The sequence below is a fragment of the Microbacterium sp. KR10-403 genome, from assembly GCF_040196215.1.
GTDB lineage: Bacteria > Actinomycetota > Actinomycetes > Actinomycetales > Microbacteriaceae > Microbacterium.
On the sequence record NZ_JBEGDC010000003.1, the window covers coordinates 540,584 to 553,305 of the forward strand.

Consider the following 12,722-nt stretch of genomic DNA (forward strand, 5'->3'; position numbering starts at 1 on the left):
TTCAGCCGCGCGTCTCGTATCGTCGCACGTGGTCGACGACCCCGGCGAAGCGGTAGGGGCCGGGCGTCTCGGCGGCCGTCTCGTAGTCCGATCCCTGCACGGCGTCGACGGCCTCGTGCAGCGCGCGGTAGCGCGCGTGCGCGATGGCCACCCGGTCGTCGAGGGTCGCGGCGTCCCGCGCGGTCCGCAGCAGCTCGCGGTACCCCGGACGCACGACGCCCGTGAAGAACTCCGAGACGCTGCCCGAGCCGTAGCTGAAGAAGCCGATGCGCTCGCCGGCGAGGTCGGCCTCGTCGCGCTCGAGCAGCGACAGCAGGCCGACGTAGATCGACGCCGTGTAGCTGTTGCCGGTGCGCCGATTCATCTGAAGGCTCGCCGCGATCTGGGCCAGGCGCTGCTCCTTGTCGAGCTCGGCGCCGGCGACCTTGCACAGGCGGTCATGCGCCTTGACCGCCATCTTGGTGAACGGCTGGTGATAGCAGAACCGCGCGATGTCGGCGAAGGCCGCACCGCCGCGCGACCGGTACTCGCCCCACGCACCCTCGAGCGCGCCGAGATAGGCGGCCAGCGAGTACTTGCCGTCGACCAGGGCCGTCGACAGATAGTTGGGGCGCCAGAAGTCGTGGATGTCGTCGGTGTGCAGCCCCGTGACCGGCTCGATCTCGAGCAGCGCCGGGTCGGCGGTGACGAGGAAGGCGACCGCGGCGGCGCCCTGCGTGGGCTCGCCGCTGGTGTCGAGTGCGTAGCGGGCGACGTCGCTGGCGATGACCAGCACCTTCTCGCTCGCGTCGCGCGCAACGATGCCGAGCGCGAACTGGAGGGCCGCGGTGGCCGAGTAGCAGGCCTGCTTGAGCTCGACCACGCGGCAGCGCTCGCCCATGCCGAGCAGTCCGTGCACGAAGACCCCGGCCGACTTGGACTGGTCGATGCCCGACTCGGTGGCGAAGAGCAGGGTCCGGATGCCGTCGGCACCGTGCCGTGCGATGATCTGGGCCGCGGCATCCGCCCCCATCGTCACGATGTCCTCGTCGGGGAACGGCACGCTCATCTCGCTCTGGCCGATGCCGATGTAGTACTTGCCGACGTCGATGCCCTGGGCGTCGGCCAGCTGCTGCAGGTCGAGCACCTGGTAGGCGGTGGCGAAGGCGATGTCGCTGATGCCGATCGTCATCGCGCGGACTTCCTCTCGATGTTCACGTGGGCGGCCATGAGCTCACCCGGGTTGGTCTGCGCGGCCATGAGCGAGAGCTCTCCGCACAGCACGGTCGCGGCGCACAGCACGGCCAGGCGCCGGGCGTTCTCGCCGGGCGCGCGGTCTTCGGCGCAGCCCAGTCGCGCGATGTTCTCCTCGACGAACGCCAGGTCCTTGCCGTTGCCGACGGTGCCCACGATGAGGTTCGGCAGCGTGCACGAGAAGTACAGATCGCCGTCACGGACCTCGGCGTGGGTGACGCCCTGCGAGCCCTCGACGATGTTCGCGGCATCCTGCCCCGTCGCCAGGTAGAACCCCAGCAGCATGTTCGCGTAGTGGGCGTTGGCGCTGCGCAGCCCGCCGGCGGTGATCGTGCCGATGAGGTTCTTGCGCACGTTCAGCTGCGCGATGGCCTCGGGGCTCGTGTGCAGACGACGGGTGACCACCTCGCGCGGGATGAGCAGCTCGGTCACGACGTTCTTGCCGCGTCCGAGGATGCCGTTGACCGCGGTGGCCTTCTTGTCGGAGCAGTAGTTGCCCGAGATCGACTCGTAGCGCAGGCCCGGCACGACGGTGAGGATGTGGTCCATCAGATTGTCGGCGGCAAGCGTGACCATGTTGTGCCCCGACGCGTCGCCGGTCGACAGCTCGAAGCGCAGGAACAGCAGGTTGCCGACGATCTGGTGGTGCAGGTCGAGCAGCTGCGCGAACCGGCTCGCGCGCGCGATGACCTGCTGCAGCTCGTCGCGGTGCGCGTCCAGGTACTGCACAGCGGCCAGGGCGGTGGCCGCGTCGTCGGCCTCGAACAGGACCGATCGCGCCATGCGCTCGTCGACGAGGGTCGCCACGATGCCGCGCTCGGTGAGCGTCGAGATCTTCGCGCCGCGCCCGACCGAGGGCCACAGCGGGGTCTCGTAGGTCGCCAGCGGCACCTCCTGCAGGCCCGTCATGACGTTGCCGCTCACCGAGATCGGCCCGACCCACTTCATCGGGATCGGCGCCGCGCCGACCGTGCTGTTCCTCATCCGAACTCCTCGATGTGGCGCTCGCTGCGCCGGCTGAAGACGGCCGCGTCGACACCGCGCAGCTCGCAGAACTCGCGGACGCCGCCGCGCAGCAGCACATCGGTGTGCACGAGGGCGGCGGGAGTGGATGCCCCGAGCAGCGCCTGCAGCTGCGCGATCTGCTCGAGCCACGCGCGGATGCGGGCGATGAGCGCCTCCGCTCCCCCGTTCAGCACCGCATGCAGGAACACGCCCGACACACCGACGGCCCGCGCGCCGAGAGCGAGCGCGCGGACGACGTCGAGCGGAGTGCGCACGCCGCCCGAGGCGACGAGAGCGGGGATGTCGCCGGGTGCGGCATCCGTCGCATCCAGCAGGCACGAGACGGCCGACTGCCCCCATCCGGTCATGAACGCGTAGTCGTTCTCGGATCTGCGGGCGTTCTCGATGCGCGCGAAGTCGGTGCCGCCCGCGCCGCTCACATCGGCGACGGCGACGCCGAGGTCGGCGAGGCGCTCGAGGGTGGGGCGGCTGAGGCCGAACCCGACCTCCTTGACGATCACCGGCACCTCGAGCCGGTCGACGATCGCGGCGATGTTGCCGGGCCAGGCGGAGAAGCCCCGGCTGCCCTCGGGCATGACGGTCTCCTGCACGCTGTTCAGATGCACCTGCAGGGCATCGGCCTGCAACAGGTCGACGACGCGGGCGGCGTCGTCGGGCGTCGCGTCGGCGCTGAGATTGACCATCACGAACCCGTCGGGGTTCTCGTCGCGCATGACGCGGAAGGTGCCGACCGTGTCGGGGTCGCGCAGGGCGACGCTCATCGACCCGGTGGCGATCGGAATGCCGGTCTCACGCGCGGCGACGGCCAGCTGCCGGTTGATCTCGCCGGTGCGGGTGCTGCCGCCGGTCATGCCGTTGACGTACAGCGGGACGGGCCATTCGACGCCGGCGAACGAGGTCGTCAGACGCACGCGCTCGCGGTCGATCCCGGCCAGCGCGTGGTGCACGAAGCGCACGTCGTCGAAGTCGTTGCGGGCAGGGCGGTCCTGCTGCTGCGCATCGGCGAGGTCGACGTGCTGGTCCTTTCGTTCACTGCTCATCGATGGCTCCCTGGGCATCCTGCACCTTCAGGTCGAGGTGGCGGATGTCGTTGCGCTCCCACTCTGTCAGCATCCGATGCACATCGGCTGAAGACGGGGCGAGCACGATGCCGCAGTCACCGCCGCCGGCGCCCGACGACTTCGCGGCGGCGCCGGCCGCGGTCGCGATGTCGCACAGTGCGGTCAGCGCGGGCGTCTCGATCTGCAGCCCCGCGTGGCGGGCCAGGTCGCCGAGGGCCGCGCGGGCGGCGCGGATCGCCTGCAGGGTGGCGGCGGCATCCTGCTCCTCGAGTGCGGCGATGAGCCGCTCGACGGCGGTGCGGCTGTCGGCGAGGAACTCGCGGTACCGGCTCTCGCTCGCCGGCTTGCGGTGCTGCACGCTGCCGACGAGGCGCTCGGTCGAGGCGGGCTGGCCCGTCCATCCGACGAGCAGTCGCAGCCCCTCGGGCGCGGGCAGGCGGCGCACCGAGAGTCCGGGCCACTCGCGGTCGAGCAGCACCTGGACCCCGGCGGCGTCCGCGGCCGCACGCAGGCGGGCGCGGTCGGGGGCGCTGTAGGCGATCCATCCGCCGAAGGCGCTGGCGGCGACATCTCCGCCCGAGGCCTTCGGCGAGACGCGGACCGTGGCGATGAGCGCGACCTTGAACAGCTGCAGCGGCGTCAGCTCGAGGCCGTAGAGACGGTCGAGCGCGCGCACGGTCGCGACCGTGACCGCGGCCGATGAGCCGAGGCCGAACTTGCGGCCCGACACGTCGTCGAGCTCACTGGTGATGCGGATGTCGCAGAAGAGCGGAGGGATGCCGCGCTCGGCGGCGAGCTGATCGACGGTGCCGATCGCCGAGAGCACGTAGTCGTAGGGCGCGTGGTCCTGGTCGAGCACGACGACGCCGTCGTCGCGGGTCCACAGCAGCGGAGTGCGGCCGTACTGGTCGGACGAGATGCTGCCGTGCAGCTCGGCCGGCTCGACCTCGACCGTGATGTGACGGTCGACGGCGACGAGCACCGAGGGCTCGCCCGGCTCGACGACCGCGTACTCCCCGGCGATGAACAGCTTGCCGGGCGCCTGGGCGCGGATCATGCCGCGGCCTCGACGAGGTGCGCGCCGGGGCCGGCCTGGGCGGCGATGAGGCGATCGGCGGGCATGCCGGCCGCGTCGTCGACGGTCAGGGCGTCGCGGACCGCGCCCACGTCGGCCGCACGGCACACGAACACCACGTTGGGGCCGGCGTCGGCGGTCGCGTAGGCCTCGAGGCCGGCCGCCCGCAGGCGCGCGGCCGCGTCGAACAGCCCGATGGACTGCGGTGCGAGGTAGCGGATCGGCGGGCGGCAGCCCATGATCGCCGCGTGCATGCGCAGCGCGTTCGACTCGGTGAGCTCGCCGATCGCGGTCAGGTCGCAGGCGGCGAACGCCCGCTGCATGAGGGCGAGGTCGGCCTCGGCCGCCTGCACCCATGCGTCGGCGTACGGCGAGGTGTCGCGCGTGCGGCGCATGGCCTCACGGCTCGAGACGGCCTTGGCCGCGGCATCCACCACCGCGATCACCATGCCGAGGTCGGGGCCTGCGATGTGCTCGGCGTAGGAGGTGGCGTCGTCGGTGCCGGCGTGCCAGATCGCGGTGCCGCCGATGATCGAGCGGCAGGCCGAGCCCGATCCGCGGCGGGCGAGACGGCTCAGGTCGCGCTCACCGAGGTCGAGCCCGTACGCGTCGGCGGCGGCCACCGCGAGGGCGGCGAACCCCGAGGCGCTGGAGGCAAGGCCGGCCCCGGTGGGCACCGAGTTGCGGGTCTCGACGCGGGCGCGGGCGGCGGTGCCGGCCTGCGCGCGCACGAGGTCGAGGAACGCGGTGATGCGGGCGGCGGGCGATCCGGTCGCGACGGCGCCGTCGAACACGATCTCGTCGGCGGCCAGCGCGGGATCGACCGTGACTCTCGTGGTCGTCGGGAACACGTCGAGCGTCAGCGACAGGCTGCCGGTGTCGGGCAGGATCAGCGCGTCGTCGCGCTTGCCCCAGTACTTGACGAGCGCGATGTTCGGATGCGCGACCGCGGTGCTGGTCATGCGGCGATGTCCTCGGGGTGCAGCATCCACGTGCGCTCGGCTCCGTTCTCGCGTATCGCGGACGCCACCCGCTCGGCGACGTCGTCGGTGTCGGCGAGCGCGAGCACGCAGCCGCCGCGCCCGCCGCCGGTGAGCTTGGCGCCGAGGGCACCGGCGGCCTCGGCCGACGCCACGAGCCGATCGAGCTGCGGGTTGCTGACCGTCAGCGCGCGCAGCAGCGCGTGCGTGTCGCTCATGCGCGCGCCCAGCGACGCACGGTCGTCGGCGGCGAGGTCGGCGACGGCCGCCTCGGTGTGCGCCCGGATGCGGGTCAGGATGTCGGCGACCTTCTCGGGCTCGGCCGCCTTGAGCGCCGCGACGTCGCCGACGGCCTCGCGCGTGCGCCCGCGCAGCCCGGTGTCGGCGATGACGAAGACGCCGCCCAGGGCGCTGGCCAGCGCGCGGGCCTCACCGGCCTGGAACCACACCGGCGTCTCGGAGACCACGGAGCGCGCGTCGAGGCCGCTCGGGCGGCCGTGTGCGACGCGTTCGGCGGCCTGCGTGAGGTCGAACCGTGCGGCGTCGTCGAGCACGACACCGCAGCTGCGCGCGACGGCGGTCGCGATGGCGGCGGCCACCGCGGCACTCGATCCGAGGCCGCGCTCGGCGGGGATCTCTCCGTCGATGCGCACGGCGAGGCCGGTCGCGGGCGCGCCGACGTGGCGCAGGGTCTCGGTGATCGCGGTCACGGGGGCGGCGAGCAGCTCGGGGGCGCCTGCGATCGGACCGCGGTAGAGCACCGAGTCGATCCACAGCGGGCGGGCGGTGCGCGTGGCGGTGGCGGTCAGCGTCAGACCGTGGACGGGCAGCGCGATCGCGGGGGCGCCGTGGACGACGGCGTGCTCGCCGAGCAGGATGACCTTCGCGTGTGCCGATCCGGTGGCTTCGGCAGGGGCGGCGCTGACGGTCGGAGACGGGCGCGTCCACGCGTCCCAGACGCGACCTGACAAGGCGGCCATGTGTCGTCTCCTGGATGTCGGGATATCGCGGATGCGCGTCACACGCGCCAACGACCGATTTTATCCACTCTCCGGATGTGTTCGCTGAGTCCGGGCCGTGCGAATGCCCTCCACCGTGCTCTCGGACGCGGTGAGCCGCGCGCCGACGCGCCGCGATGCGCGGAAAGCCCACCACGCCAGCGGGTGTTTGCTTCCCTTGCGGTAGACGCGGTGCGGCACGACGGCGTCCTGCGGTCGCGGGTAGCCGGCCGCCGCGCACACGCTGGGCAGGATCGCCGCGGCGGCGGCCCGGTATCCGGCGTCGGAGGGGTGCAGGTGGTCGTGCACCGAGAACATCCCCTCGGGGTCGCGGCGGAACAGCGGCCCGAGCGTGTCGGCCAGCGAGACCGTGCGCCCCCCGGCGCGCAGTGCGACGATCGCCTGGCCGGTCGCGGTGAGCCGGCTCGACCAGTGCGCGAAGAACCGCAGCGGCTGCGAGAACGGCTGCACGGTGCCCAGGTCGGGGCACGTCGCCACCACGACCTGCACGTGACGGCGACGCAGATCGCGCACCGTCTCGGACAGCGGCCACAGTGCGTCGGTGAGGCGCTTGAGGTGCATGACGTCGTTGGCGCCGACGACGATCACGACGACATCGGGTTCGGGCACCTCTTCGAGCAGCTGGGCGAGCTGCGCGATCAGCGCGGTCGACTCCGCGCCGACCACCGCGACGTTCGTCAGCTCGACCGGCCGGTCGGCCGCGTCGGCCAGGCCCATCGCGAGCAGGGTGCCCGGCGTCTCGTCGGGGTCGACGGCGCCGTAGCCGACGGCGAGCGAATCGCCCAGCATCCCGAGTCTCAACGGCGACCCCGGGCGATGCGTGCCGTAGCGTCCGCTGCGGGGCAGCACCGATCCCATCCGAGTGGGCGCGAGCTTGTCGCGCACCATGAGTCCTTCGGCGGTGGTCAGCGCCATGACGGCGAGGGCGAGACCGAGAGTGGATGCCACGGCCACCCCGGCCGCGCGCAGCACAGTGCGCCCCACTCCCCGTGTCTGCGATCGCCCGCGTGTGCCCATGAGACCGTCCCCGATCTCAGGGTAAGCCCGCGCGTCACCCCGCGGAGGTGCCGAACAGCGTACCCACAGCGAAGGTCGCGGCCAGGGCCAGCGCTCCCCCGATGACGGTGCGCGCCATCGCCCGCCAGCGCACGGCGCCGCCGATCCACGCGGCGACGCATCCGGTGACGGCGAGCGCGATCAGCACCGCGACGAACGTCCACGCGACACGCACCGCGGGCGGGGTGAGCAGGATCGTCAGCAGCGGCAGCAGCGCGCCGATCGTGAACGAGATCGCCGAGGCACCGGCCGCCGCCCACGGGCTCACGACGTCATCCTGATCGATGTTCAGCTCCATCGACAGGTGGGCCTTCAGCGCGTTCTTCTCGGTGAGCTCGGTCGCCACGGTGCGCGCGGTCTCGCGGCTGAGGCCCTCCTGCTCGTAGAGGCCCACGAGCTCTTCGAACTCCGCATCGGGATCGTCGGCGAGCTCGGCGCGCTCCTTGGCGATGAGGGCGCGCTCGGTGTCGCGCTGACTCGAGACCGAGACGTACTCGCCGAGCGCCATCGAGATCGCCCCGCCGACGAGGGCCGCCGCTCCCGCGAGGAAGACGGGGGCCACGGCATCCGTCGCGCCCGCCACGCCGACCGCGACCGCCGCCGTCGAGACGATGCCGTCGTTGGCGCCCAGCACGCCGGCGCGCAGCCAGTTCAACCGTTGCGCCAGGCCCGGCTCGTGCGGTTCGTCAGCGTGTCCGCTCATGCGCGTCTCCAGACGTCATCGCTGCTGTTCGGCTCGTCGCAGCGCCACTCGATACGATCGCCCTCCCACTCGCGGGCGCGGTCGGTGAGCCAGATCGTGAGGTCGGGGCTCCAGCCCGCCAGCACGCTCGAGCGCTCGTCGTCGACGACGATCTCGCGAGTGGCGGCACGCAGGTATCCGCGGCAGCTCAGGTGCACGGCATCCCACTGGGTCGCCACGCTCTGCCAGTCGGGCATGACCCACCGCCCGTCGCGCCCGGTCGTGCGGAACCAGTCGTGACGACGGGATGCCGTTACGTCGAGGGGATGCCGGCGGCACAGCTGCGCCCACGCCTCGGCGTCGTGGATCTCGTAGGTGCGACCCGCTCCCCGCACGGGGATGGCGGTCGCGCTCGCCCACCCGAACCCGTCTTCGACGTGACGCAGGCCGGCAGGCCGGCCGGTGTCGGTGACGCCGGTCGTGGTCAGCACGCCGTGCGGAGTCGTCCACCAGGTGCCCGACCACGCGGTATCGGGATGCTCCCGAGCCTCCCGCACTGACCAGTCCTCCTGCTCTCGCGTGTTATCGCGCCATTCGGCGAGCACCGCCGCCGGGTCGATGTTCAGCGGCACCGGGTCGCCCGGGCCACGCCACTCGATCGCCCACTGCTCGACGCGGCGATCGGCACTCCACCAGGCGGGGGCGGTTTCTGCGACGGCATGGGCGATCGGCGCGAGCGCCGCGATGACCTCGGGTCGGGCGGCGAGGATGTCTTCGCCCGAGGGCTCCTGCCAGTACCGGGCGTCATCCACTGAGCGCGCGAGAGCTTCGTCGAGCAGGTCAGGCGTGATCCCGCTCGGTTCGAGCGCGGCGAGCGCGCGGGTGAGGTCGTCGATCGTGTGAGGCGCAGGCTCTGGGGTGCCATCGTCGTCGCTGCGGAAGGTCAGGATCGTGCGAGACGTGCCCGCGCCCGGATCGAGCTGGTACCCGAGGTCGAAGACGGCCGACATCACCTCGTCGTCGAGCGCCGTCGCGACGTGGAGGAACAGCCCGCGCCCGCGCGGCCCCTCGAGCAGTTCAGCGGCAGACACCATGATCGCGACTGTAGCGCGAGGGTGCGACCTCAGCCCTCTTCCCCTTCCGCGCACTGGGTCTCGATGTGCATCCGCACGAACCCGTCCGTGTCGGTCGTATCGTGCAGCGTCATCCTCTTGATCGGGAGCAGGTCGCTGTACCGGACGGCATCCTGCCCGTCACGATCATCGTCGTAGCCCGCCTCATCCCATGCGGCGAGGATGTCGGCTGCCGCGTTCGGGTCTGCGGTGCGCAGCGTCAGGTCGGCGTACTGGGTGACGTCCCCGAAATATCTGTCGCCCTGGCAGGGCGAGGACGTGACGCGAACGTCTCCCATCGCGAGGCGGTGACCGTCGGCATCCCGCGGATCGACGACGGCGTCGAGCGATGCCCCGACCATCAGATCGATCGCGACGCGGGCGTCGCGGCGTGTCGGCGGCTCGAATCGCGGCGGTGTGCTCGTGCCGTACTTCTCGAACGACGCCATCGCCGCGTTCACCCTCGGCACGAACGAGGCCCAGGACGCTCCCGCGTTGAACAGGACCAGCAGGCTGAATGTTCCGATCACGATGCCGAGCGACATCCATCCCCCACGATCACGACGCGCGGTCACGACGGCGAGCACAATGGCTGCGACCAGGACGAGGCCCGCGATGAGAGACACCCGGCCGACGGCGATGCCTGCACTCGCCAGCCGGCGCCGCCAGGCTTCCGGGCTGTCGGAGACGTACGTGGTGTCCGTGCTGCCCCAGACGACGAGCATCGTCCAGAGGATCCACACGAGGAGCACGAAGACGACGAGGATGTACCCGAGCGCCGCCGCGATGCGGCCGACGAGCTTCACCCCTCGGGCTCCCACCGCAGGATGTCGCCGGGCTGACATTCGAGCACACGACAGATCGCGTCGAGCGTCGTGAAGCGCACGGCCTTAGCACGACCGTTCTTGAGTACCGACACGTTGGCCGGCGTGATGCCGATGGCGAGGGCGAGCTCGTTCACGCCCATCTTCTTGCGGGCGAGCTGCACGTCGAGGTCAATGATGATGGGCATCACACGACCTCCGACATGTCCTGCTCGAGCTGCGCCGCCTGTCGCAGCAGCTCCTTGAGCACGACGACGACGAGAGCGATGCCGAGCCCGACGATGATCGCCAGGATGCCGCAGATGAGCACGAACGGAGACCCTGCCTGCGCGCGATCGATGAGGATCATCCCCGCGATCACCAGCACGACAGCGGCGAGCACCGCGATGATGATCGCGTTGACCCAGCCGAACGCGCGGGGCTGGAAGATCTCGTCGCGGTCGACCAGCGACAGCAGCCGCCACACGCACACGAGCACGATCTGAACGCACACGAGCAGCAGAACGGTCAGCACGATGCCGGGCACTCGGAGCCCCGCGAACTCGGGAGCGGTGGATGCCGCATCCTCCGCCATCGCCGGGACGATCCAGACCTGCCCGACCAACAGCACGGCGAACAGCAGAACGATGAGCACCTTCGTGAGCAGGACGGCGGCGTCGCGCATGTTCGAATCACCTATCGTTTCTCAGTTGGAACCTATCGAGAAACGATAGTAGACTCGATGTCTTTCAGCTGGCAGGCGATTCCGTCAGAAGGGCGCGGAGTGCTTCCCTGTGCGCGTCATCCATCTCAGCCCCGACAAGCACCCAGAAGAGCAACGCCGAGAGCGCGACGTCGGCGTGCGCCTCACCCCGCCCGCCAGACCCGGCCAGTTGCGAGACGGCGAGACGAGCGGGCCCGAGAGTTCCGTCGTAGAACCGGCGCCCGGCATCCTGATCCACCGCGACCGCCCCCAGGAGGGCGCGAATCGCCGTTGCCGTCTCCGGGTCGGAGAGCGCCGCAATCGATCGGTCAATCCAGCCGTCGACATCCGCCCTCCGGTCTTTCGAGAGCACGACGGTTGCTGGGACGGGCGGCTCGTAGCCGTCGAGCACGGCGTCGGCGATGATCGCCGACTTCGACGGCCACCACCGATACAGCGTCTGTTTGCTCACGCGCGCGCGCGCGGCGATGGCGTCCATCGAGATGGCGCCCACATCGGAGTCACTGAGGAGCTCGCGCACGCCCTGCAGGATGCGCTGCCGCGACTCCTCACTGCGAGGACGGCCGGGTCGGCTGGTCATGTCCCCCACTGTACGGCGAGCGCTAGACTTACGGAACGATTCGTTCCATATTTGGACGTCATTGATACAAAGGAGGACGCCATGCGTCTGGAAGGCAAAGTCGCCATCATCACCGGAGCGGCCGGCGGGATGGGAAAGGCGGCGGCCCTGCTGTTCGCGGCAGAGGGCGCGAAGGTCGCGGTGGTCGATCTGAGGGAGGAGACCGCACAGCGCACGGTCGATGAGATCGTCGCCGCGGGCGGCGAGGCGATCGCGATCGGCGCCGACGTCTCAAACGCCGACGATGTCGCGCGCATCGCGGACCGCACGAAGGACGAGCTGGGCCTGCCCACCGTGCTCTACAACAACGCGGGCGTCGACCTCGAGAACAAGTTCCCGATGCTGAAGGTCACCGAGGACGTTTTCGACAAGGTCATCGCGGTCAACCTCAAGGGCCCTTGGCTGTTGATGAAGGCCGTCGCGCCCCTCATGAGCGAGGCGGGTGGAGGATCGATCATCAACACCGGATCGATCGGCGCCCTGCGCTCGGCCAGCACCGCTGTCTACTGCGCCTCCAAGGGCGGCCTGCTCGCCATGTCACGCGTCGCGGCGACCGAGCTGGGTCAGTACGGCATCCGCGTCAACGGACTGAACCCCGGCGCAACCATGACTCCGATGGCATACCAGCAGGCCGAGGAGCTTCGTTCGCGCGGTGTCGAACTGCCGCCGGAGTCGGAGTCGTCGAAGCAGTTCTCGGTTCTCGGCCGGTTCGGCCAGCCCGAAGACATCGCCCACATGGCGCTCTTCCTCGCCAGCGACGAGTCGTCGTACATCACCGGCGCCGACTTCAACGTCGACGGCGGCATGAACATCATGACGGCCGTCGCCACGCACGACTGACCCATCCGGCCCACGCTCAGAAGGGTGGCTTGTCGGGCAACTCGGGCGTGGGCCTGGTGCGATGGCCGGTGGGGAACTCGAGTTCGATGCTCGCGTCGGTCCGACGTCGGTGCTTCACCTTGGTGACGTCTTTGGTCGCGTGATCGGGGTCGCACTCCGGTTGGAGGTTGCCGATGTTCGTGGGGCCCCGGTCGGGGCCGTGGTACTGGCAGTAGTGGTCGATGTCCGCGTCGATCGCGAGCCGGTCGCATCCGTCTCGCACGCAGGTGCCGTGCCAGAGTGCCAGCCATGCCCGCTGCGCGGGGGTGGCTGTGCGGGAGCGGCGGTCCATGTCCAGGATCACCCCGGTGACCGGATCGGTGATCACCCGGGTGAACGCGCCCTCATCGAGGAGGATCTGCCGCGCGGTCGCATCGTCGATGGGGCCCTCGCCGGGGATCTGCGCCTTACGGTTCAGGTTCAGACCCTTGCGACCCGGAACGTGACCGCGCA

General features: G+C 70.8%; 14 protein-coding genes and 1 pseudogene. 1 reads left to right on the forward strand and 14 read right to left on the reverse strand.

The features are described from left to right. Position 1: 1 nt before the first annotated feature. The 13 genes from ABMQ42_RS09305 to ABMQ42_RS09365 all read right to left on the reverse strand — a co-directional run bounded on the left by ABMQ42_RS09305 (position 2) and on the right by ABMQ42_RS09365 (position 11,291). A complete protein-coding gene (locus ABMQ42_RS09305) occupies positions 2–1,171 on the reverse strand; it encodes a hydroxymethylglutaryl-CoA synthase (RefSeq protein WP_349722694.1) in 1,170 nt (389 codons plus the stop codon). Further along, complete coding sequence (locus ABMQ42_RS09310; protein ID WP_349722695.1) at positions 1,168–2,217, reverse strand: hydroxymethylglutaryl-coenzyme A reductase family protein; 1,050 nt, start codon at positions 2,215–2,217, stop codon at positions 1,168–1,170. The genes ABMQ42_RS09305 and ABMQ42_RS09310 overlap by 4 nt, the downstream gene beginning before the upstream one ends. Then, entirely contained in the window at positions 2,214–3,299 is a 1,086-nt protein-coding gene (gene fni / locus ABMQ42_RS09315; RefSeq protein WP_349722696.1) for a type 2 isopentenyl-diphosphate Delta-isomerase, read from the reverse strand. Before fni ends, ABMQ42_RS09310 begins: the two co-directional genes overlap by 4 nt. Further along, positions 3,289–4,377, reverse strand: a complete 1,089-nt coding sequence (locus ABMQ42_RS09320) for a phosphomevalonate kinase (RefSeq protein WP_349722697.1) — start codon at positions 4,375–4,377, stop codon at positions 3,289–3,291. The genes fni and ABMQ42_RS09320 overlap by 11 nt, the downstream gene beginning before the upstream one ends. Further along, on the reverse strand, positions 4,374–5,357 hold the full coding sequence (mvaD, locus tag ABMQ42_RS09325; RefSeq protein ID WP_349722698.1) for a diphosphomevalonate decarboxylase: 984 nt from the start codon (positions 5,355–5,357) through the stop codon (positions 4,374–4,376). The genes ABMQ42_RS09320 and mvaD overlap by 4 nt, the downstream gene beginning before the upstream one ends. Further along, entirely contained in the window at positions 5,354–6,355 is a 1,002-nt protein-coding gene (gene mvk / locus ABMQ42_RS09330) for a mevalonate kinase (protein ID WP_349722699.1), read from the reverse strand. The genes mvaD and mvk overlap by 4 nt, the downstream gene beginning before the upstream one ends. Before the next feature lie 60 nt (positions 6,356–6,415). After that, positions 6,416–7,378 carry an SGNH/GDSL hydrolase family protein gene (locus tag ABMQ42_RS09335; RefSeq protein WP_349722700.1) on the reverse strand — a complete coding sequence of 321 codons (963 nt, stop codon included), beginning with the start codon at positions 7,376–7,378 and terminating at the stop codon, positions 6,416–6,418. Positions 7,379–7,445: 67 nt separating this feature from the next. After that, positions 7,446–8,153 (reverse strand): VIT1/CCC1 transporter family protein, encoded by a 708-nt coding sequence (locus ABMQ42_RS09340; RefSeq protein WP_349722701.1) that lies wholly within the window; start codon positions 8,151–8,153, stop codon positions 7,446–7,448. Beyond that, a complete protein-coding gene (locus ABMQ42_RS09345) occupies positions 8,150–9,226 on the reverse strand; it encodes a hypothetical protein (protein WP_349722702.1) in 1,077 nt (358 codons plus the stop codon). Before ABMQ42_RS09345 ends, ABMQ42_RS09340 begins: the two co-directional genes overlap by 4 nt. A gap of 29 nt (positions 9,227–9,255) precedes the next feature. Next, on the reverse strand, positions 9,256–10,050 hold the full coding sequence (locus ABMQ42_RS09350) for a hypothetical protein (protein ID WP_349722703.1): 795 nt from the start codon (positions 10,048–10,050) through the stop codon (positions 9,256–9,258). Continuing rightward, positions 10,047–10,256, reverse strand: coding sequence for a helix-turn-helix domain-containing protein (locus ABMQ42_RS09355; protein ID WP_349722704.1), 210 nt, complete (start codon positions 10,254–10,256; stop codon positions 10,047–10,049). Before ABMQ42_RS09355 ends, ABMQ42_RS09350 begins: the two co-directional genes overlap by 4 nt. Further along, a complete protein-coding gene (locus tag ABMQ42_RS09360; RefSeq protein ID WP_349722705.1) occupies positions 10,256–10,732 on the reverse strand; it encodes a DUF2975 domain-containing protein in 477 nt (158 codons plus the stop codon). Before ABMQ42_RS09360 ends, ABMQ42_RS09355 begins: the two co-directional genes overlap by 1 nt. Positions 10,733–10,796: 64 nt before the next feature. Beyond that, the gene (locus tag ABMQ42_RS09365) at positions 10,797–11,291 is read right to left on the reverse strand and encodes a TetR/AcrR family transcriptional regulator (RefSeq protein ID WP_349722706.1); all 495 of its coding nucleotides are present in this window, start codon (positions 11,289–11,291) and stop codon (positions 10,797–10,799) included. 141 nt (positions 11,292–11,432) lie between these two features. Between ABMQ42_RS09365 and ABMQ42_RS09370 the strand changes: the two genes are divergently transcribed. Continuing rightward, positions 11,433–12,230 (forward strand): SDR family NAD(P)-dependent oxidoreductase, encoded by a 798-nt coding sequence (locus ABMQ42_RS09370; RefSeq protein WP_349722707.1) that lies wholly within the window; start codon positions 11,433–11,435, stop codon positions 12,228–12,230. Positions 12,231–12,246: 16 nt separating this feature from the next. On the opposite strand, the pseudogene ABMQ42_RS09375 reads toward ABMQ42_RS09370, so the two are convergent. Next, positions 12,247–12,722 (reverse strand): annotated as a pseudogene (locus tag ABMQ42_RS09375) (hypothetical protein); the annotation flags it as partial.